The sequence below is a fragment of the Flavobacterium sp. Flavsp81 genome, assembly GCF_059491325.1.
Map to the genome: position 1 here is coordinate 748,787 of NZ_CP168505.1, position 23,053 is coordinate 771,839.

The window sequence follows — 23,053 nt, forward strand, 5'->3', positions numbered from 1 at the left end:
AAAATAATGAAATTAATTAAACTTTATATACTGGCATTCAGCATCTTGTTATTTGTGAACTGTACTGCACAAAAAGGATCCGGTTCTTTGAAAAACACATATAAAAAAGATTTTTATATAGGAACAGCTTTAAGTGCCGATCAAATTGAACAAAAAGATGCAAAAGCTGATGTATTAATACGTAAAGAGTTTAACGCCATAACAGCTGAGAATATTATGAAATCGATGTTTGTACATCCAGCCAAAAACAAATATGATTTTGCATTGACAGATAAATTTGTTGCCTATGGTAAGAAAAACAAAATGTTTATTCATGGGCATACTTTGATCTGGCACAGTCAATTAGCACCATGGATGGCTGAAATTAAAGACAGCACTGAAATGAAAGCTTTCATGAAAGATCATATCACAACGATTGTTTCAAAATATCAAGGAAAGATTGATTCCTGGGATGTTGTCAATGAAGCTCTAAACGAGGACGGAACGTTAAGAAAATCCATTTTCTTTAATACATTGGGTGAGCAATATCTTGTGGATGCTTTTAAATTAGCTGCTGCAGCTGATCCGAAAGTAGATTTGTATTATAACGATTATAATAATGAAGAGCCTGCAAAAAGAGAAGGAACAATTAATTTGATTAAAAAAATAAAGGCAGCAGGAGGGAAGATTGACGGTGTTGGAATTCAGGCGCACTGGCGATTGGAAACCCCTTCTTTAGAGGAAATTGAAAAAAGTATTTTAGCTTATTCAGCACTTGGGATTAAGGTCGCTTTTACGGAATTAGATATTACTGTACTGCCAAATCCCTGGGATTTAAAAGGAGCAGATGTAAATCAAAATTTTGAGGGAAGTGCAAAAATGAATCCTTATCCTGAAAGCCTTCCTGATTCTGTTCAGGGTAAGCTGGCTCAACGTTATTCAGATATTTTTAAATTATTTCTGAAACACAAAGACAAAATCAGCCGTGTAACTTTTTGGGGAGTTCATGATGGACAATCGTGGTTAAATGATTGGCCAATTAAAGGCCGAACAAATTACCCTTTACTATTTGACGCGAATCTTAAACCTAAAAAAGCTTATAAAAGTGTGATAGATCTGAAGGAAGAAAAAAATTAGCCTTCTCTATTTTTAAAATAAAATAGTAATAACGCAAACTAAGTTTGTTTGGTATGCTTTTTTTTTTAATTTTACACAACCGATTGTTTAATTGATATTCTTAGCTTTTAACATCAATACAATTATTTCATAACGATTAATATCTAATAAATAAATACAATATAAAGTAGAAAATATTTTTGCTTCTAAATTATCTAACACCTAACTAACGACCAAAACCAATGAATTTTAACTCTCAAAAATTATCAATAAAAGAAAAAATTGGATACAGTTTAGGCGATCTGGCTGCAAATTTGGTCTTTCAAACTTTAATGACTTATCTGGCTTATTTTTATACAGATATATACGGATTATCTCCTCAACATTCATCAATAATAATGTTAGTGGTAGGTTTAATTGCTGCTTTCATTTTCAATCCTATTATCGGAGCAATGGCAGACAGGACACATACTAAATGGGGAAAATTTCGCCCTTGGATATTATGGACAGCAGTCCCGTTAGGAGTTATTGCGCTTTTGGCTTTTACTACACCAAATTTTTCCTATCAGGGAAAAGTAATATATGCTGTTGTAACGTATTCTCTTCTGCTTTTATTTTATGCCAGTAATAACTTGCCTTATTCCGCCTTGAGCGGCGTGATTACAGGAGATATGTCTGAGAGGAATAGTATGTCTTCCTATCGTTTTGTTGCAGTGATGTTTGCCCAGTTTTTTGTGCAGGTTTTCATGCTTGGAATTATTAAAAGTGCCGGAAATGGAGATAAAGCTATCGGTATAGAAAAGGTAATGACTGTCTTGGCAATTATTGGAACCATTATGCTTCTTATTACCTTTTTAACAACCAAAGAGCGAATTGTACCAAAACCGGAACAGAAATCAAGTGTTAAGGAAGACTTAGGTGATTTAGTAAAAAACAAGCCCTGGCTGATAATATTGACATTAACTTTATTGGTTTTTATTACACTGGCTATGAAAGGCGGTTCATATGTTTATTATTTTGAAAATTATGTAAACAAGGAGCAATTAGCCATTTTTATCCAGCCCATTTTAGACTTCCTTTCAACAATAGGATTGAATCCTTTCGGGAATGACCCAATTTCAGCGGGATTTGGATTGTTTAATGCGGGTGGAATAATTTTTATGATTATCGGAATTACTTTATCAAAAAGGTTCGCTGATAAATATGGCAAAAGAAATGTATTTAGATTGTTCTTATTTATTTCGACCTTATTCATTATAGCTTTTTACTTTTTTTCGCCAGGTTCAGTTGGTTTGATGTTTTTTTCTCAAATTTTTCACGGTTTCTTCTATGGCATTACAATTCCGCTTCTTTGGGCTATGATTGCAGATGTAGCAGACTATTCTGAATGGAAAAATAACCGTCGTGCAACTGCTATTATATTTTCGGCTATGATGGTGGGATTAAAAGCAGGATTGAGCATTGGCGGTGCACTAACAACATCACTTTTAGGGTATTTTGACTATGTTCCAAATGCTGCGGAACAAACTGATATTGCCATTAACGGAATTAAATTACTGGTAAGCATTTTTCCTGCAATACCTTTTTTAATTGGAACAGGATTATTGTTTTTCTATGAAATTGACAAAAAAATGGAGGTTCAGATAGAATCTGACTTAAAAGAGAGAAGAGCTTAATTATATACATTAAAATATAAAAATACGACTATGCCTGAAGATAGTACTGAACAGATTAATTTTGAAACAATTAATAAACTAGCCATTTCACAACCACTGGTGTCACATATGTATACGGCTGATCCGTCAGCACACGTATTTAACGGAAAGATTTATATTTATCCATCTCATGATATTGATGCAGGGATTCCATTTAACGATAACGGAGATCATTTTGGCATGGAGGATTATCATGTATTTTCTATGGATAATATTGAATCGGAAGTAATAGATAATGGTATTGCTTTGCATGTAAAAGATGTTCCGTGGGCAGTAAAACAAATGTGGGCTCCTGATGCTGCTTGCAAAAATGGTAAATATTATTTGTATTTTCCTGCAAAACGCGCTGACGGAATTTTTCAGATTGGAGTTGCCATAAGCGATTCACCAACAGGGCCATTTATTCCGGAACCACAAGCAATTAAAGGAAGCTACACAATTGATCCTGCAGTTTTTGAAGACGAAGACGGAAAATTTTATCTTTATTTTGGAGGTATTTGGGGAGGGCAGCTTCAGAAATACAGAAACAATAAATTTTCTGAAGAAAACAATGAGCCTAAAGACGATGAACCTGCTTTGGGGCCTATCGTTGGCTTATTGACCGATGATATGAAACAATTTGCAGAATCTCCAAGAGAAATTAAAATTCTGGATAAAAATGGAGACGTTTTATTGGCAGGAGATAATCAACATCGTTTTTTTGAAGGTCCCTGGATGCATAAATACAATGGTAAATACTATTTTTCATATTCAACCGGAGACACTCATTTTATTTGTTATGCCACAGGAGATAATCCTTATGGGCCATTTACTTATCAGGGACGAATTTTAAATCCTGTAATTGGCTGGACTTCACATCATTCAATCTGTAAAGTAGATGATAAATGGTATTTGTTTTATCATGATTCAAGTCTTTCAAAAGGTATAACTCATTTAAGATCAATAAAAGTAACAGAGATTACTTATAACGAAGATGGTTCGATAAATACAATAGATCCTTACGGTAAAAAGGAATAGATAAATTTCTGTTTATTGAAAAGAAGCAAGTACTTTAATTTTATTTTTCTATGGAAACAAATGATGATAGAAAAACAGATACTGCCAGAAAATATCTTATTAATATTGATTGTGTGATATTTAATTTTGATGATGGCGGATTAAAAGTTTTATTGGTCAATGATCAGAACCAAAAAGAAAATTGGGAGCTGCCAAGCCATTGGATTTCTGAAGGTGAAACTATAGAAAGTACTCCCAATCGAATTTTGAAAAAATATATTGGTGTTAATAACTTTTATATAGAACAGCTTAAGGCTTTTAGCTACCCGTCAGAATATTCGCCATCAGATGATATTACTATTGGATATTATGCCCTGGTAAAAAAAGACAATCATTATTTAGAAAATGATTTAAAATCGTTAGAAATCAAATGGTGCAAAATTGATGAAGCTTTAAATTTGAATTATAAACATCGCATGATTCTCGATTATAGTCTAAAAGAACTAAGAAAACGTATTTGTCAAAGTGCTGTTGGATTTAATTTATTACCGGAAAAATTTACTCTTTTACAGGCTATGCATCTTTATGAAGAAATCTTAGGTGTGGAAATGGATAAATCAAATTTTCGCAGAAAAATTTTTCAAATGGGGTTAGTTTTGGATGTAGACGAGAAGGAAGAACATGTTTCACATCGCGCAGCTAAGTTTTATAAATTCAATATTGAAAATTATGAAAAGCTGGAACAACGAGGATTTAATTTTAAGTTTTAACCCTTATTAGCAATGTATTTGTCAGTCAATCATTTTTAGTTTAGCCGAATGTTATAAAAAATACAATTTTTAATAAAAATAATTTTTTTTATTAAAGAGAAGCAACTACTTTAGCAGACCAGAACAGAACAGTATGATTAACGAGAATCAGGAAAAATTTGTCTTTGTTATTAATCACGAAAGTGATATTCCTAAATACCAGCAACTGGTAAACGGGATAACAAATGCTATTGCTGAGAATATTTTACAGAAAGGAGAGTTACTTCCTTCTGTGAATAGTATTTGCAAAACAAATCAGCTGTCGAGAGATACCGTTTTTAAGGCATATTCCATTTTAAAAGATCAAAAGACGATTGACTCTGTGCCAAATAAAGGATACTATGTTTCGGGTGAAACCAGAAAGGTGCTTTTGGTACTGGATACTTTTAAAGCATATAAAGAGGTTTTATACCATTCTTTTGTAAATAATTTACCGGATAATGTTATTACTGATGTACAATTTCATCACTATAATATGGATGTTTTTAAAACAATAATTAATAATAGTGTCGGGAAATATTATAAGTATGTGGTAATGAATTTTGATCATGAGGATATAACACCGGCTTTATCGGTAATTCCTAATGATAAATTACTGTTGATTGACTGGAATATCCATGCAGAAAAAAAGAATAATTATGTTTTTCAGGATTTCGGAAAAGCATTTTATGAGTCTTTGACAATGGTGGTTGATTTATTTAAAAAGTATAAAATGATACAATTTATCTATCCTGATTATACGCATCATCCTAAAGAAACATTGGAGTTTTTTAAGAAATTTTGTTCAGATTTTAATTTTAAATCTGAAATTATTACAGACCCAAATAAGTTTAATATAGAAAAAGGAATTGCCTATATAAGTGTGAGTGACAGAGTTTTGGGTCATTTTTTGGAACAATGCAAAAAGAAAAATTTAGAACCCGGAGAAGATGTTGGTTTTTTGTCTTATAACGAAACACCAATGAAAAAATTTATATACAAAGGAATTTCAGTTGTATCAACTGATTTTAACGAATTAGGAACAAAAGCAGCAGCATTTATCACGCACGATGAAGTTATGCAGTGTTATATACCAACAAATTTAATATTAAGAGAATCATTATAAGTTATGTATTATATAGGATATGATATTGGAAGTTCTTCGGTCAAGGTTGCCTTGGTTGAAGCTGCAACGGGAAAAAAAGTAATTGTTTTGAATGAGCCACAAAACGAAATGGAAATCTTGTCATTACAGCCGGATTGGGCAGAACAGGATCCTGAAATTTGGTGGCAGTACATTTGTATAGCTACAAAAAGAGCGATTAAGGAAGCTAATGTTGATGCTTCAAAAATTAAGGGAATTGGTATTTCCTACCAAATGCACGGATTGGTTATCGTGGATAAAAACGGCAATTCACTACGTAACGCAATTATCTGGTGCGACAGCAGGGCAGTAGAAATTGGCAATAAAGCTTACGCTGAAATCGGGCAGGAAAAATGCTCGGAACATTTATTGAATTCACCTGGTAATTTTACTGCTTCAAAATTAAAATGGGTAAAAGAAAATGAGCCTGAAATATACAATCAGGTTTATAAATATATGCTGCCCGGAGATTATATTGCCTACAAACTTACCGGAGATATCACCACAACAAAAAATGGTTTATCTGAAGGAATGCTTTGGGATTACAAAGAAAATAAAGTTGCCAATTGGCTATTGGATTATTACGAGATTGATCAGTCATTGACTCCTAATATTGTAGAAAATTTTACAAATCAAGGGGTTTTAAACGAAAAAGGTTCTAAAGAATCCGGACTTCCTATCGGTATTCCTGTAGTTTACAGGGCTGGTGATCAGCCTAATAATGCATTGGCATTAAACGTATTAAACGCAGGTGAAGTAGCTGCAACAGGTGGAACCTCAGGTGTGTTTTACGCTGTGAGCGAAATATCCTCAGGAAAAAGTACCAGAGTAAATAATTTTGTACACGTTAATCACGAAGAAAAAAATCCCCGGGTTGGTAAATTATTAAATATCAACGGAGCAGGAATTCAATATCGCTGGTTGAAAAATAATATGGGGAATGAAACCTATGAATCAATGAATCAAAAAGCTTCAGAGATTGAAGTTGGTTCTGATGGAGTAGTGGTAATTCCTTTTGGAAACGGAGCAGAACGTATGTTTAATAATAAAAACATCGGAACTCACTTTTTAAACCTGAATTTAAATATTCATAATAATGCTCATTTATTCAGAGCTTCATTAGAAGGAATCGCTTTTTCATTTGTGTATGGAATGGAATGTTTAAAAGATGATAATGCCAAAATTAATGTTATCAGAGCCGGGAATGATAATTTATTCCGTTCCGAAATTTTTTCAAATACAGTAGCAACATTAATTGGGCATGAAATAGAAATATACAACACAACAGGAGCAGTAGGAGCGGCAAGGGCAGTAGGCTTAACTGATGGTGACTTTGAAAAATTTGGTTCAGGCATTACAACCAATGATCATGTTATGACTTTTATGCCACTAAAAAACAAAGAGCCATATGAAACGGCTTATCAAAAATGGAAACAAGAATTAGAATTAATATTAACAAATAAATAGTAGAGAAATGATAGTTTTAGGAAATAAAGAGTACTATAAAGGTATCGGACAAATTAAATTTGAAGGGAAAGAATCTGATAATCCTTTGGCTTTTAAATATTACAATCCAGACCAGGTTGTAGCCGGAAAAACAATGCGTGAGCACTTTAGATTTGCAATTGCGTACTGGCATACCTTCTGCGGACAGGGAAGTGATCCATTTGGACCGGGAACGCAAAATTTTGCATGGGATCAGCCTGCTGATGCAATTGAAGCAGCAAAAGAAAAAGCAGATGCAGCCTTCGAATTCATTACTAAAATGGGTTTTGGACATTACTGTTTTCATGATTATGATTTAGTTAGAGAAGGTTCAACTTTTGCAGAATCGGAAAGCAGATTAGCTACCATAACTGATTATTTGAAAGAAAAGCAAGCAGCTTCAGGAGTGAAATTACTTTGGGGAACAGCAAACTGTTTTTCTAACCCGCGTTATATGAATGGAGCAGCAACTAATCCGGATTTTAACGTATTGGCAAGAGCCGGAGGTCAGGTAAAGTTGGCTTTGGATGCTACTATTGCATTAGGAGGTGAGAACTATGTATTTTGGGGAGGACGTGAAGGTTATATGACTTTGCTAAATACCGATATGGGAAGAGAATTAGATCATATGGGGCAATTTTTGGTACAAGCCAGAGATTATGCAAGAGCGCAAGGATTCAAAGGAAATTTCTTTATTGAGCCAAAACCTATGGAGCCATCTAAGCACCAATATGATTTTGATTGTGCTACGGCGATTGGATTTTTACGTCAGTATGGTTTAGAGAAAGATTTCAAAATGAATATTGAGGTAAATCATGCAACCTTGGCACAGCATACTTTTCAGCATGAGATTGAAGTGGCTGCCAAAGCCGGAATGTTAGGAAGTTTAGATGCTAACAGAGGTGATTACCAAAATGGATGGGATACAGACCAGTTCCCGAATAATATTCAGGAAACTACCGAAGCGATGTTAGTTTTCCTGAAAGCAGGGGGATTACAAGGTGGTGGAATTAATTTTGATGCAAAAATCAGAAGAAATTCTACAGATATGGAGGATGTTTTCTTAGCACACATTGGCGGAGCAGATACTTTTGCCAGAGCCTTACTGACTGCTGATAAAATTATTACTTCTTCTCCTTATGAAAAATTAAGAACAGAAAGATACAGTTCTTTTGATTCCGGAAACGGAAAAGCTTTCGAAGAAGGAAAACTGGATTTACAGGCTTTATATAAAATTGCTCAGGAAAACGGAGAACTTCCTTTACAAAGTGGTAAACAGGAGTTGTTTGAAAATATTATCAATCAATACATATAATATTTTTTAGAAAGAATATTTAATGAATGTTAGATTACATTTTAAAATTAATATTGATAAAGAATAATAGCATTATTTTTTAAATCTGAATCGATTCAGATTTAAAATAAATTTTGCTCTAAATTTTTAAAAATGCTTATCTGAAGAAATTAGGGTCGGAGGTTTGTTGTTAGTTCCTCTTGCCTTAATTTTTTTTTGGATTTTAATCCTAAATGATATTTGAAAACAATCTATCTTCAAAATTAAATATTCATAATATTACTTAAACTAAAATAAAGACAAATGAAATTTTTTATAGATACAGCAAATTTAGAAGATATTAAGGAAGCCCAGGCAATGGGGGTTTTAGATGGTGTTACAACCAATCCGTCATTAATGGCAAAAGAAGGGATTGCAGGTAAAGAAAATATTTTACAGCATTATCTTAATATTTGCAACATTGTTGATGGAGATGTTTCTGCCGAAGTTATTTCAACAGATTATGAAGGAATGATTAGAGAAGGGGAAGAATTGGCTGCTTTGCACAAACAAATTGTGGTAAAGCTACCAATGATTGAGGATGGTGTAAAAGCATGTAAGTATTTTTCGAATAAAGGAATAAGAACTAATGTTACTTTGGTATTTTCTGCAGGCCAGGCTTTATTGGCTGCTAAAGCAGGTGCAACGTATGTTTCTCCTTTTTTAGGAAGATTAGATGATATTTCGACAGACGGAATGCATTTAATTGCGGAGATCAGAGAAATTTATGATAATTATAATTATGAAACTCAGATATTATCTGCTTCTATCAGGCATACAATGCACGTTGTTAATTGTGCAAAAATAGGATCAGATGTTATGACAGGCCCTTTGTCAGCTATTAAAGGCTTATTAAAACACCCTTTAACAGATATTGGATTAAAGCAATTTGTTGAAGATGCTAAAAAAATGAATTTATAAATTTTGGTGATTTCCAAATATATAACCTTTAAATAGTGTCATTTAAAAACTAATAAAGATTTTTTGCCCCCACAAAAATCTTTATTTTAGACTCCTTTCAATTCATTTGAGAGGAGTTTTTTATTTTATTAAAGTTGATTTTATCATTAAATCACAATTTAATGTAGACAGATTAATCGTTTATATATTTAGAGGAGTTTCTTTTGTAAGATTAAATTATTTTTTATGATTTAGATATTATTTTAACAGTATTTAAGAGCTTGAATTCAGTATAAATTCATCTTCTTTGATTTGCCGTGTTGTTAATTTAGAATGAAAGTATAAATCTAAAATCATAGACCGTAACTCTAAAATAAGAGCAAATTTAAATCTTAAAACATTCAAAATTAGAGGGTTGTTTAATGTTTTCAATTGTAATTATTGAAAAATGTTACATAAAATCATTCTTTTATCTCAATTAAGAATGTGTAAAATATGATTTAACCCCCTTTAATTTATGATTTTACCCCCTGTAAAATTTATTGATAGTATTGTAATTTGCTTTCCTTCATAACAGTTGAGAATTCAATATTTTTAAGAATTACTATGATAACTCCTGTTAGAGTAGGTATGACGTCATATTAATATCAAAAGTTATTCGGAAGACAAAAGAAAAGGCACAACAAAAAATGCTTTTCAGCCTATATATTATAAATGTATTCGATTATATTCAAACATCTTTTAAATAGAACAAATATGAAGAAAGTTTTAGCTTGTTCCCTTTTGTTAACTGCACAGCTTATTACCGCGCAGCAGAATGAATGGGAAAATCCGGGAGTTATGGATCGCAATAAAGAACAGCCCCATACCGCCTATGTCATATATGACGGACAGCAAAGCGCAGCTGCCGATAAGCCGGAAGCTTCCGTTTATTATCATAGCCTTAACGGACCCTGGAAATTTAATATTGTAAAAAAGCCCGCTGACAGACCGCAGGACTTCTATAAAACTGATTTTGATGACCATAACTGGAGTAATATAACTGTCCCTTCAAACTGGGAAATGCAGGGATATGATATTCCAATTTATACGAATATTGTATATCCTTTTCCTAAGAATCCACCGTTTATAGCCCCTGATTATAACCCTGTTGGAAGCTACCGCAAAACATTTGGTCTGCCTGAAGGCTGGGCTGGTAAGGATGTAATGCTGCATTTTGGTTCTATTTCAGGATATGCACGTATTTTTATTAACGGTAAAGAAGCCGGAATGACAAAGGCCAGCAAGACTCCTGCCGAATTTAATATTACACCTTATCTAAAAAAGGGTCAAAACATTTTGGCCGTACAGGTATTCCGCTGGCACGATGGCAGTTATTTGGAAGATCAGGATTTCTGGCGACTTAGCGGGATCGAACGTGATGTTTACCTGCAAGCGCTTCCAGCCGTTTCTGTACAAGATTATGAAGTAACAGCAGGACTTGATGATGCTTATTCAGGCGGTAAAATGTCAGCGGCTGTTAAATTAAGAAATAGTAAAAAAGGTTTAAAAACCAATGTATGTTTTACACTTTTGGATGCTAATAATAAACAAGTATACAGTGAAGTAAAAGCTGTGCCTGCCAATGTAACAGAAGTTTTTTTTAAAGCTGCAATTTCTAACGTATCCAAGTGGAGTAGTGAAACTCCCAATCTATATCGTTATTTTATAGAATGGGACATCGACGGCGGTAAAAAAGCTTATATCAGCGGGCGAACAGGCTTTAGAAGAGTAGAAATTAAAAATGCACAGCTGTTAGTTAACGGCAAACCAGTAATGGTACATGGAGTAAATCTTCACGAACATCATCCGGTAAAAGGACATGCTCCTGACAAAGAAATGATGCGTAAGGATGTTGCATTAATGAAGCAAAGCAATATCAATGCAATACGTATGAGTCATTATCCTCACGATCCGTACATTTATGAACTATGCGACGAATTTGGACTGTATGTTGTCGACGAAGCCAATATTGAAACGCATCATATGGGAGCCGAACTGCAGAACCCTTTTGACAAAAGCAAACACCCGGCATACCTTCCTGAATGGGCACCGGCACATCTTGATCGCGTTAAAAGAATGTTAGAAACCGATAAAAATCATCCTTCAATTATTATTTGGAGTATGGGCAATGAATCCGGTAACGGGCCGGTTTTTTATGAAGCTTACAAATGGCTTAAACAGCGTGACACCAACCGCCCGGTACAGTTTGAGCAAGCTGGAGAAAACTCTGATACGGACATTGTATGTCCAATGTATCCAAGCATAGAAAACATGAAGAAATATGCTGCGTCGACTGCCACCAGACCTTATATTATGTGTGAGTATGCGCATGCTATGGGAAACAGTACCGGAAATTTCCAGGAATATTGGGATATTATATCGTCAAGTCCGCACATGCAGGGCGGGTTTATATGGGACTGGGTAGACCAGGGAATTAAGGCAAAAGATGCTAATGGCAAAGACTACTGGGCATATGGAGGAGATCTTGGCGGCGAAAAACTGCAGCATGATGAAAATGGCTGTGCAGACGGACTTGTTACTGCAGACCGTGTTCCTGATTCAGGATTGCCGGAAGTGAAAAAGGTATATCAGGATATTGCTTTTTACTTTAGCAACGGCATACTTAGAATCAAAAACAACTATTTATATACTGATCTTGGCGATTTTAATTTTAAGTGGGAACTTCTTAAAAACGGTGAAAAAGCCCGGGAAGGAAGTTTTAATACCAACGCACAGGCAGGGATGCAGTCGGAAATTCCACTAGCTTTGGAAACTACCGCAAATGGGGAGTATTATTTAAATATTTATGCTTATACCAAAACGGAAAAGAATCTTGTTCCCGGCGGACATGAAATGGCGAGAGAGCAATTTAAATTAGGTGGAAATAGCTTCTTTACAACTACAGCAGCGAATAAAGGAAAGCTGAACTTTAAGAAAAACGGAAATGCTTTAACCTTTGCAACTGATAATGTAACTGGAAGTTTTGATCTTACTAAAGGTATATTAACCAGCTACAAAAAACAGGGTGAAAAAGAAGAAATACTTTCAGGTTTTCCAATGCCTTATTTCTGGCGTGCACCGACAGATAACGACTTCGGTAATGAAATGCCTAAAAAACTCGGAATCTGGAAAGAGGCACACAATAATCCTGTGGTGGAAAGTGTAATAGTCGGTGAAAAAACAGAGACAGGTCTTCCTTTAGAAGTTAAATATCTGCTTAAAGATGTCAATGTGCCATATACGGTTAACTATTTGATTCAGCCGAATGGTGATATAAAAGTAACCGCATCTATCGATAAAACGGGTAAGGAGCTTCCTGAAATGCCACGTTTTGGAATGCGTGTAATTCTTCCGGGGCAATACAGCGGACTTGAATATTATGGACGCGGACCATGGGAAAATTATGTTGATCGTAATACAGCTTCTTTTATGGGAATTTATAAAGATGAAGTAGCAGGACAGTTTACCTGGGAATATATCCGACCTCAGGACTGTGGCTATAAAACCGATACACGTTGGATAAAATTGGCTGACAGTAATAAAAAAGGGCTTTTAATAAAAGGAGATCAGCCATTGTGCTTCAGTGCTTTGAATGTTTCTACCGAAAGCCTTGATCCGGGTCCTAGTAAAAGTGGAAGACATATTAATGATGTAAAACCTGAAAATAAAGTATATCTTCATATCGACTTAGGCCAGCGTGGAGTAGGAGGAGACACCAGTTGGGGGGCATTGCCGCATGCGCAGTATCTTCTTACCGGACAAAAATATACTTACACCTACATTTTAAGTTTGCTTTAATTAGAGGTTCAAATTGAATTAAAATGCAGTTTAAAAATAAGATGAAATATACCAAATTACTATTGCTCAGCGGATTGCTATTTTTTTGTTTAAAATCCCAATCCCAAAATCAAAAAGCGTCCAGTATCTATCCCGGTGAGATTTGGAAGGATACTGACGGCGTTCATATCAATGCTCATGGCGGAGGTATTCTTTACACAAAAGGAAAGTATTATTGGTTTGGAGAACATAAGGGTGAAACAAATGATGCACGTGTAGGAGTTACTTGTTACTCTTCGAAAGATCTTTATAATTGGAAAAATGAAGGGATAGCACTGCCTGTTTCAAATGATCCAAATTCTGAAATTACTTCTGGATGCATCATCGAACGTCCAAAAGTCATTTATAATTCGAAAACTAAGAAATATGTAATGTGGTTTCATTTGGAGCTGAAAGGACAAAGTTACAAAGCCTCCAGAACAGCTGTGGCAATAAGCAAAAATCCGACAGGACCATATACTTTTATTAAATCTTATCGTCCGAATGCAGGCAAATGGCCTTTAGGATTTAAAGAAGAGTGGAAAAAATCGATGGCGAGTGAAGGAAGCCTGAAATGGTGGACTCCCGAATGGCGAAAAGCAGTCGAAGAAGGACTCTTTGTCCGCAGAGATTTTACATCAGGTCAAATGGCAAGGGATATGCAGATTTTTGTCGATGACGACGGAAAAGCATATCATATTCATTCATCGGAAGAGAACCTTACACTGCACTTAAGTGAACTGACAGAAGACTATCTGGATTTCGAAGGTAAATATATTACAATCGCCCCGGCAGGTCATAACGAGGCTCCGGCAATATATAAGCAGGACGGAATTTATTACATGATTACTTCAGGTTGTACAGGATGGGAACCCAATGCTGCCCGTTCTTTTAAGGCTTCTTCTATTTGGGGCCCCTGGGAAGAACTTGGTAATCCCTGCAGAGGAGAAGGTACCAAAACTACTTTCGAGTCACAAAGTACATGCATACTGCCAGTGGCAGGAAAGAAAAATGCTTTTATTTTTATGGCAGACCGCTGGAGACCAAAGAACCCGAAAGACGGGCGTTATGTATGGCTGCCATTAAAAATGGAAAACGGGCATCCTGTCTTATATTGGAAGAATCAGTGGACATTAAATGATTTATAGCTCCACAAGTTTATAAGAGATAATTTACACTTCGAAGAAATAATTAGATTATTGGTATCTCCCAAAGTACCAAATGATCTAATTATTCTTTTTTATAAATGATGTCACCCTGAGGGCTAATTTTTTTTCAAAAAAAGTAATATTGAATGGCGTTAGTAAATTAGGATACTAAATCCCGTTGAAACCTTTGTCCGGCTGAGCGAAGTCGAAGCCCGTTCCAATTGACAACTCTTCGACTAAAGTTTATCCTGAGCAAAGCCGAATGGGCTCAGGATGGCACTTGGGTAATAGAGGTGTCAGTACAATATAAAACGTCATTGGTAGTCGATTCGACTTTGCTCAGGATAAACTTTAGTCAAATGGTTTTATTTAAAAAGAGTTTTGACCTCCGCTCAGCCTGACATCTATTCTGAATTATACTCAACGATTAAGATATTGATAATCATTTTAGTTTCATCCCTCTACAAACCGGAAGGTACAGGTTTGTTTTTTTAATTCTTCTAATTACATTTGTTTGCTAACCAAAACTTAACCTTTCATGCTTAATTATTTACGCTGTCGGCTCCAAACAAAATTTGTAATTATCGAATGGCTTTTTTTTCTTTTAATTTTATCTTCTTTCAAAACTAATGCGCAGCTAAAAACTGCAGTCAGTGAAATTGGTCCGGGATGGAGTAACAACTCGGTCAATACGGTTATTTTTAGGAATAGTGCCGTAACTACATTTAAAAATATTCAATATACCGCTTATTACAATCCTGATGGAAAGATGGTTATAGCAAAGCGAAGGCTAAATTCATCAAAGTGGGAAAAAGTAATTACACCTTATAGCGGGAATGTCAAGGATGCTCATAACAGTATCAGTATTGCAGTGGATATTGATGGATATCTTCATGTAAGCTGGGATCAGCATGATACACATCTTCGCTATGCAAAAAGCAAAATACCTTTTAGCCTGGAACTGGGCGAAGAGCAGTCTATGACAGGAAATGAAGAACTTAAGGTGACCTATCCTGAATTTCACAATCTGCCAAATGGTAAATTATTATTCTGCTGCCGATCAGGGGCTTCGGGCCGTGGCAATATGATTATGAAATTATATGATGTAAAAACGAAACAGTGGCAGCAGCTCCAAAATAATTTGATTGATGGAGAAAACCAACGAAGTGCTTACTGGCAGATTTATGTCAACACAAAGGGAATTTATATTTCCTGGGTATGGCGCGAAAGCTGGGATGTTTCAACCAATCATGACATCTGTTACGCTTTTTCGGCAGATAGCGGCCAGACCTGGAAAAAATCAAATGGAGAAAATTACTCACTTCCAATCACAATGGCAACTGCCGAATTGGCCTGGAGTGTACAGCAGAACAGCAGTTTAATCAATCAAACTGCAATGACTGTAGATGAATCTGGTAATCCGTATATAGCAAGTTATTGGGGCGTTAATGGTATACCTCAATATAAAATTGTCTTTTTGGATAAAGGAAAATGGAACCTGATCGATACTGATTTTCAAAAAAATCCTTTTACTTTAGGAGGTGGAGGAACCAAAAGGATTCCAATTTCACGTCCTGAAATTCTGCTGCATAAATCCATGCTCTATTTACTTTTCAGATCTGAAGAAAGAGGGAGTAAAATTAGCCTGGCATCAATCAATCTGAACAAAAAAGATTGGAAAATCATTGATATTACAGATTCCTCAGTCGGACAATGGGAACCCAATTTTGATAAGGAACTTTGGAAAGAAAAGACACAGCTGCATATTTTTTCTCAAAATGTAAGCCAGCCCGACGGAGAAGGGCTATCTACCATAGAAGCTCAGTCGGTTCAAATTCTGGAACTGCAAAAAATACCCGTAATTAAATAACGAACCAACGATTTATTAAGCAAAATATAAATGAGACGAAGACTATCCGTTATTTTCTGCTTACACCTCGAATATTATTTAACTCCTTGTGTGTAATTCAAAATAGGTGTCAGGCTGGGTCCATTCGATTTCGCTCAGGATAAACTTAGTCGAAGCCCTTGCATGTAAAAAACCTTCGACTATGTTACCAGATCGAAGCCGAATCAATTCAGAATGACAATAATTTCCGGAAGTATAATTTAATATCCAATTAAGCAATCACTTATGAAAAAGAAGTTTAAAATTATTTTCTTGATTTATCTGCTGACATTTTCTGTTTACAGTCAGGAATATTTAGTTCGGTTTTTGGATATATCGCAGGGATTATCCAATAATTCCGTTACATGCATTTATCAGGAACGCCAAGGGTATATCTGGTTTGGCACTAATGACGGGCTAAACCGCTATGACGGTTATAATTTTAAAGTTTACAGAAATGATGTCAATAAGAAAAATTCAATAGCAGCCAATTATATATTTTGTATCGATGGTGACCCACAAGGTAATATCTGGGTTGGGAGTGCAAATGGAGGGAGTGTTATTAATACTGCTTCAGGACAAGTTTTTCAGATGGCCATTGGGAACAATGCAAAGTTAATTAAGGGAGAAAGCATAGTGCAGATAAAAGCATTTTCAACTTTATGCATGATGGCAGCATGTGAAAAATCGGGTTTGGTAATTTTTAATAAAGGAAAATATACAGGAAAGCAGGCTGATTTAAAGATCAGAGGCAAAAAAATATCTCAATATCATGTTACGAGTATAGAGCCAGTTTCTGAAAAAGGATTTTGCTGGGTTTTTATTAAAAATTATGGTTTATATAAGTACTGGATAAAATCACAATTAATGGAAGCAATCTCCAGTGAAAAGTTGCAGGCGAATTATTTAAAAAATGAAAATAATGGAAGTCTTTGGATAGGAACAGATGAGGGATTATTTAAGTTTGATGAAAAACATAAAAGTTATGGAGATAATATTTTTGATTATAAGACTATAGTTACCAATGTCTTATTTGATAAAAATAAAGAAATCTATATCGCAACAGACGGATCCGGGGTATTTAAAATAAACAAGCAAAACAAAGCAGTTCAATTTAAAGATGAGGGCGATCAGCAGATTTTAAAAAGTGATGCAGTCTGGGGTTTATACGAGGATAAGGATAAAAATAAATGGTTTGGAACTTTGCGCGGCGGGGTGAGCATGATTGGAAATTCTAAACGTCGTTTTCGCCATATAAAAAACATTGGAGGCAATCCTGCACTTAATTACACACTTTCTTTTTGTGAAGACACTGATCATAATTTATGGATTGGTACTGATGGAGCCGGTTTACGTCTTTGGAACAGAGCTAAAAATACCTTTACAAAATTTACTGAAAATGATGGGCTCTCAAGTAACTTTATCCCTGGAATTGTTTTAGACTATAAAGATTTGTGGGTCGCCACCTGGGATGGAGGCCTAAATAAAATTAACACTTTAAACCGCAAGGTTGAGCATTATAATTTATACAATCCTGTTACGAAACATGAGGAACGCAGTATTTGGTTTGTGTTTAAAGATTCAAAAAATATAATTTGGGCAGCAACAAAGGAAGGAACACTTTATTATCGTAATCCGTTATCTGAAAAATTCGAAGTATTTAATTCAGACATATCAGGAGTATTATGCATAAGCGAAAGCAGCGATGGTCACTTATGGGTCGGTAATTACACAGATTTAATTGAAATCAATACGGTTACAAAAAAAATTACCAGAACAAAGATTGGATATCCTATACGATGCATCCTTGAAGATAAAAAATCTAATTTCTGGATTGGCACATCAGAAGGAGGGTTGCTGAAATTCAACCGTAAAAACAAATCCTTTGGCAGATTTACTACCATTGAAGGACTGCCATCTAATATAGTTTTACGGATTCTTGAAGATAAAAAAGGATATTTATGGCTGAGTACCTATAAAGGAATAAGCAGGTTTAATCCGGAGAAAAAGAAATTTCACAATTTTACAGCCTCAGACGGACTGCAGAGCAACCAGTTCAGTTATAATGCAGGTTTAATTTTGTCTTCAGGAGAATTTATTTTTGGAGGCATTAACGGATTTAATATTTTTTTTCCTGACAGCATAAAGGAAATAAACCGGCATTATAAAGTATTGCTTGATGATGTTCAGGTAAATAATAGTTCGGTTTTAGGGAATCTGAATTATTTTGAAATAAAATCAGGGGGTCAAAAAGTATTGAAACTGCCTTTTGACCAGACAACATTATCATTGGACTTTGTAGCATTGGATTATGAGAGCACGGATAAAATTAAATACGCCTATTATCTTGAAGGGTGGGATGAGCATTGGAATTATGTGTCCAACAGAAATGCCAGATACTCAAGACTGTATGAAGGCACCTATAAATTTAAAGTAAAAACTACGGACAATTATGGAAACTGGGGTAAAGAAATTACATTAATCGAAATTGAGGTTCTCCCGCCATGGCACCGCTCCTGGTGGGCGTATATGCTTTATATTTTAGCAGGCGCCGGAGTTGTGTTTATGTATATTAGATATAATAAATCTAAAGAAAGAATGCGCTACGAAGTAAAGTTAGCGCAAATGGAAAACAGGAAGGAGAAAGAGTTTTCGGAAAAACAAATCTCTATGTTTACTTATATTTCCCATGAATTCAGGACACCGCTTTCTTTAATAATTAATCCCATAAAAAAAGTAATAAAACAGCAGAATAAAACGGGGGAAGCTTCACCTGAGCTTTTAGTGGCGAATCGAAATGCAAAAAGACTTTTAAGTTTAATGGATCAGTTGTTACTTTTCAGAAGAGCTGAAGATGATGCTGATCAGCTCGTATTGTCTGAGATTAACTTAAATAAATTATGTGACGAAGTGTATCAATATTTTACACAGCAGGCTAAATCCCGAAAAATCAAATATGATCTTTTACTTCCCCAAGAAACCATTTATATAATTGGGGATAATGAAAAGATTGAAATTTCTTTATTTAACATCGTGTCTAACGCTTTTAAATACACATTAACAGGAGGCGAAATTTTACTTAGCCTGGAGGAAAATAATGAAGAAGCAATTGTGAAAATAAAAGATACAGGCGTTGGGATAAGTGAAAATGAAATTGATAATATTTATGATAAGTTTAGGCAAACAAATTTTAATAACAGTCCAGGCAAGGGATTCGGCATAGGATTGTTTGTTGTGAAGCATTTTATTGAAAAACATTTCGGTTACATAAACTGCACGAGCCAAATAGGTGAAGGAACAGAATTTAAAATAGCCTTAAAAAAAGGCAGGAACCATTTCTCAGATTTACCACTTACGGAGAATCCTGTTAAAAGGAGTCATATTGTAAAAGAATTAGCAGCAGAAACGGTTTACAACCAGAAGATTACAAATTCTTCAAAGGATACTGATATAAATGTTTTAAGCAAATTAAAAGATGATGTCGTATCACAAAAAAAATCGATACTCATTATTGATGATAATGAAGAAATCAGGGATTATTTAGTAGCGCTTTTTTCAGATGATTATTTAACTTATAGTGCTGATAATGGTGTTGATGGCTATGAAATGGTTAATAAGATTTTGCCTGACCTCGTTCTCAGTGATATTTCAATGGAAGGATTAAATGGTTTAGAACTTTGCAGGAAAATCAAAAACAAGGAAGGTATTAATCATACTTTAGTGATTTTGCTGACAGCCTCTACAAACCCTGAAACCCATCTTCAGGGAATTTCTGACGGAGCTGATGATTATATAACCAAGCCTTTTGATGATGACATATTAAAAGCAAAAGTGGAAACACTGCTTCGTAACAGAAGTCAGTTGAAAAATTATTTTCTTGATAGTATAACTTTGAATCCACATACTCAAAAGGTACCCACGGAGACCGCTGATTTTTTAAAAAAATGTATAGAAGTCATTGAAAAAAATCTTGCCAACCAACAATTTAATATTAAGCAGTTTTCTATAGAAATGGGAATGAGCCATACCCGATTATACACTAAAATAAAAGAAATTTCTGGTCAGACTTTAAATGGTTTTATCAGATCTGTGCGTCTGCGGCGTGCGGCCGTGCTTCTGCTGACTGAAGATATCCGTATTTCGCATGCCGCGTCTCAGGTTGGAATGGAGGATGTAAAACATTTCAGGGAACAATTCGTTAAACTTTATGGCGTAACACCTTCTGAATTTATAAAGAAATACAGAAATTCATTTAATTCAGAATTGAACATCATACAAAAGTTATAAACCTAATTTCAATTTAAAACATGCTCATAATATACTTATTCATACATTTTTTTACATCGTTATAATTTCAAATGTTTTCCCCCTTTTAAATAGTGATTTTACCCCCTTTAAGTTTTTTTAAAGGCTTGTTAATTTGAAAAATAAATCAGTGGCATTCATTATAGAATAAATGTCAGAGGAACAGATTAGATCAGAACAGAAAAATCAATTATTTATGACTAATTAATACAAAAAAATAGTTTTCGGGTATGGGATTCAAAGATGGTCCTATATCACACAGAAGAGTTTATCCTTGAGTAAGATAAAGTTTGTTTAGTTTTGTAAGTGTGTTTTTTTTTTACAACCTGCCTGAGCAATTGGTTATTGCGACAGGCAGGTCTTTTTAATTTTTTTATTAATTAAGTATGAAATATTTTAGTACTCAGATTCTTTTGTTTCTTTTTTTTAGTTCTTTAACCGCTCAGGTTAACAAGGATAATAATTTGGAACAGCGTGCTTACTTTGTAAAAATGCTGACCAAAATTGCTCATCCTGTTCTTCAGGCCACAGCAGAGGGTCGCTTAAAATCTGTAATGCCGGTTGAAACTGCGCCACATGCGTATGGAGACCGGGACAAAGTAACACATTTAGAAGCATTTGGGAGAACACTTTCCGGTATAGCACCCTGGCTGCAATTAGGACCGGATGATACACCTGAAGGAAAACTGCGTGCAGAATACATTAATCTTACCGTTGCCGGAATAAAAAATGCTGTAGATCCTGCCTCAAAAGACTATATGAATTTCAACGAAGGCGGACAGCCACTGGTAGATGCGGCTTTTTTTGCCCAAGGTCTGCTTAGAGCTCCTTTGTTATGGGAAAAGCTGGATAATGATACACAACAAAATGTTATAAAAGCGCTTAAAAGTACGAGAGTAATATCGCCGGCTTATACGAACTGGTTATTATTTACGGCCATGATTGAAGCGGCACTGCTAAAATACGAAGGCAAAGCCGATATGGTTCGCATAGAATTTGCCTTATTAAAACATAGTGAATGGTACCTCGGTGACGGAACATACGGAGACGGTAAGGATTATCATTGGGATTATTATAACAGTTATGTAATTCAGCCAATGATGCTTGACGTTCTTAAAGTTTTAAAGGAAAATAAAAATACACTTGCAAACTGGCGTTACAAAAATGAATTTATAGTTAATTCTAATCAATTCATAGAACGTTCTAAACGTTATGCGGCAATTCAGGAGCGGCTCATTTCTCCGGAAGGAACATATCCGGCAATTGGCCGTTCGTTAGCATATCGGGTAGGAGCATTTCAAAATTTAGCGCAGATGGCCCTTATGCAGGAACTTCCTGAAGAACTAAATCCGGCACAGGTGCGTTGTGCTTTACTGAGTATCATTAAAAAACAGATGGAAGCTCCCGGCACTTTTACAGATGACGGCTGGTTAACAATTGGATTTTACGGGCATCAGCCTGAAATTGGCGAACCTTATATCAGTACCGGAAGTTTATATTTATGTACGGAAGCTTTTTTACCTCTTGGACTTCCCATGCAGACCCCATTTTGGCAGGCACCTGATACACCTTACACGCAACAGAAGATTTGGAGCGGAAAAAAAACAGCCATAGATCATGCTTATTATGATCGAAAGATTACTGATGAACGAAAATGGGAAGTAGTTTTAGATTCCGGTTCTTTTAAATCCAAAAATATGTTCGATAAGCAATGGAATATGTTTTATCCCTGGGGAACAGATCATAACGGGACAGCACGTATGCGGAGGAATCAGGTCGATTTAAATAATAACATTTTAAAATTAACGGCTGTTCCTTCAGCAAATAAAGAAGGGAAAAGCAAATCTCATCCGCATTATGATATTAGATATTACAGTGGTGCCGTACATGCCAGGCACAAAATAACCGTAACAGAAGAATATCCTGTTTACCGCATATCAGGCGAATTTAAAGCACCAATAAAAAAAGGAACATGGCCAGCGTTCTGGCTCACTGCTGTAAATGGATGGCCGCCGGAGATAGATATTTTGGAATTTAAAGGAGACAGTACCAACTGGATGAATACGTTTATTACACCTGAAAACTGCACAACACTAAAGAGAAACATATCGGATGCTTCAGCCAACTGGCATCAATACAGTGTAGAGCTTAAACGCATAGATGATAGTCATACCGTTGTTTCTTATTTTTTGGATGGAGAAAAAGTAGGGGATCATTGGACAAATTTTACAAATCATCCGATGTGGCTTATCATTAACTTACAAATGGAAGGATCTTCTGGAACAGCTGAAAAACTTGAAAATACAGAATACCTGGCACGAAATATATTAATTAAACGCTTGAAAAAATGATAAAATAACCTGAAGCTTTTGATAATAGTCAAACTGTGAACAAAAGT

13 protein-coding genes are annotated in these 23,053 nt (G+C 35.1%); all 13 read left to right on the top strand.

Translation table 11 applies throughout. The annotated features are described in order from the left end of the window. Positions 1 to 6: 6 nt before the first annotated feature. Complete coding sequence (locus ACEN92_RS03215; protein WP_495640929.1) at positions 7 to 1,116, top strand: endo-1,4-beta-xylanase; 1,110 nt, start codon at positions 7 to 9, stop codon at positions 1,114 to 1,116. Between the two features lie 221 nt (positions 1,117 to 1,337). After that, positions 1,338 to 2,771 (top strand): MFS transporter, encoded by a 1,434-nt coding sequence (locus ACEN92_RS03220; protein WP_495640930.1) that lies wholly within the window; start codon positions 1,338 to 1,340, stop codon positions 2,769 to 2,771. 30 nt (positions 2,772 to 2,801) lie between these two features. Continuing rightward, positions 2,802 to 3,827: a glycoside hydrolase family 43 protein gene (locus ACEN92_RS03225; RefSeq protein ID WP_495640931.1), complete on the top strand. Its 1,026-nt coding sequence runs from the start codon at positions 2,802 to 2,804 to the stop codon at positions 3,825 to 3,827. A gap of 50 nt (positions 3,828 to 3,877) precedes the next feature. Continuing rightward, positions 3,878 to 4,576 (top strand): NUDIX hydrolase, encoded by a 699-nt coding sequence (locus ACEN92_RS03230; protein ID WP_495640932.1) that lies wholly within the window; start codon positions 3,878 to 3,880, stop codon positions 4,574 to 4,576. Positions 4,577 to 4,709: 133 nt separating this feature from the next. After that, complete coding sequence (locus tag ACEN92_RS03235) at positions 4,710 to 5,720, top strand: GntR family transcriptional regulator (RefSeq protein ID WP_495640933.1); 1,011 nt, start codon at positions 4,710 to 4,712, stop codon at positions 5,718 to 5,720. A gap of 3 nt (positions 5,721 to 5,723) precedes the next feature. Next, on the top strand, positions 5,724 to 7,205 hold the full coding sequence (locus tag ACEN92_RS03240; protein WP_495640934.1) for a xylulokinase: 1,482 nt from the start codon (positions 5,724 to 5,726) through the stop codon (positions 7,203 to 7,205). Positions 7,206 to 7,212: 7 nt separating this feature from the next. Next, positions 7,213 to 8,538 (top strand): xylose isomerase, encoded by a 1,326-nt coding sequence (gene xylA, locus ACEN92_RS03245; RefSeq protein ID WP_495640935.1) that lies wholly within the window; start codon positions 7,213 to 7,215, stop codon positions 8,536 to 8,538. 282 nt (positions 8,539 to 8,820) lie between these two features. Next, the gene (fsa, locus tag ACEN92_RS03250) at positions 8,821 to 9,477 is read left to right on the top strand and encodes a fructose-6-phosphate aldolase (protein WP_495640936.1); all 657 of its coding nucleotides are present in this window, start codon (positions 8,821 to 8,823) and stop codon (positions 9,475 to 9,477) included. Positions 9,478 to 10,212: 735 nt separating this feature from the next. After that, entirely contained in the window at positions 10,213 to 13,296 is a 3,084-nt protein-coding gene (gene lacZ / locus ACEN92_RS03255) for a beta-galactosidase, LacZ type (RefSeq protein ID WP_495640937.1), read from the top strand. A 41-nt stretch (positions 13,297 to 13,337) separates the two neighbouring features. Next, positions 13,338 to 14,462 carry a glycoside hydrolase family 43 protein gene (locus tag ACEN92_RS03260; protein WP_495640938.1) on the top strand — a complete coding sequence of 375 codons (1,125 nt, stop codon included), beginning with the start codon at positions 13,338 to 13,340 and terminating at the stop codon, positions 14,460 to 14,462. 538 nt (positions 14,463 to 15,000) lie between these two features. Next, complete coding sequence (locus tag ACEN92_RS03265; protein WP_495640939.1) at positions 15,001 to 16,332, top strand: BNR repeat-containing protein; 1,332 nt, start codon at positions 15,001 to 15,003, stop codon at positions 16,330 to 16,332. Between the two features lie 264 nt (positions 16,333 to 16,596). Beyond that, positions 16,597 to 20,637: a hybrid sensor histidine kinase/response regulator transcription factor gene (locus ACEN92_RS03270; RefSeq protein ID WP_495640940.1), complete on the top strand. Its 4,041-nt coding sequence runs from the start codon at positions 16,597 to 16,599 to the stop codon at positions 20,635 to 20,637. Between the two features lie 404 nt (positions 20,638 to 21,041). Continuing rightward, positions 21,042 to 23,006, top strand: a complete 1,965-nt coding sequence (locus tag ACEN92_RS03275) for a DUF2264 domain-containing protein (protein WP_495640941.1) — start codon at positions 21,042 to 21,044, stop codon at positions 23,004 to 23,006. The last annotated feature ends 47 nt before the right edge of the window (positions 23,007 to 23,053 follow it).

Bases quoted from the DNA above. Each gene is read 5' to 3' on its own strand.
- ACEN92_RS03215 (WP_495640929.1), top strand. From the start codon at position 7: ATGAAATTAATTAAACTTTATATACTGGCATTCAGCATCTTGTTATTT.
- ACEN92_RS03220 (WP_495640930.1), top strand. From the start codon at position 1,338: ATGAATTTTAACTCTCAAAAATTATCAATAAAAGAAAAAATTGGATAC.
- ACEN92_RS03225 (WP_495640931.1), top strand. From the start codon at position 2,802: ATGCCTGAAGATAGTACTGAACAGATTAATTTTGAAACAATTAATAAA.
- ACEN92_RS03230 (WP_495640932.1), top strand. From the start codon at position 3,878: ATGGAAACAAATGATGATAGAAAAACAGATACTGCCAGAAAATATCTT.
- ACEN92_RS03235 (WP_495640933.1), top strand. From the start codon at position 4,710: ATGATTAACGAGAATCAGGAAAAATTTGTCTTTGTTATTAATCACGAA.
- ACEN92_RS03240 (WP_495640934.1), top strand. From the start codon at position 5,724: ATGTATTATATAGGATATGATATTGGAAGTTCTTCGGTCAAGGTTGCC.
- xylA (WP_495640935.1), top strand. From the start codon at position 7,213: ATGATAGTTTTAGGAAATAAAGAGTACTATAAAGGTATCGGACAAATT.
- fsa (WP_495640936.1), top strand. From the start codon at position 8,821: ATGAAATTTTTTATAGATACAGCAAATTTAGAAGATATTAAGGAAGCC.
- lacZ (WP_495640937.1), top strand. From the start codon at position 10,213: ATGAAGAAAGTTTTAGCTTGTTCCCTTTTGTTAACTGCACAGCTTATT.
- ACEN92_RS03260 (WP_495640938.1), top strand. From the start codon at position 13,338: ATGAAATATACCAAATTACTATTGCTCAGCGGATTGCTATTTTTTTGT.
- ACEN92_RS03265 (WP_495640939.1), top strand. From the start codon at position 15,001: ATGCTTAATTATTTACGCTGTCGGCTCCAAACAAAATTTGTAATTATC.
- ACEN92_RS03270 (WP_495640940.1), top strand. From the start codon at position 16,597: ATGAAAAAGAAGTTTAAAATTATTTTCTTGATTTATCTGCTGACATTT.
- ACEN92_RS03275 (WP_495640941.1), top strand. From the start codon at position 21,042: ATGAAATATTTTAGTACTCAGATTCTTTTGTTTCTTTTTTTTAGTTCT.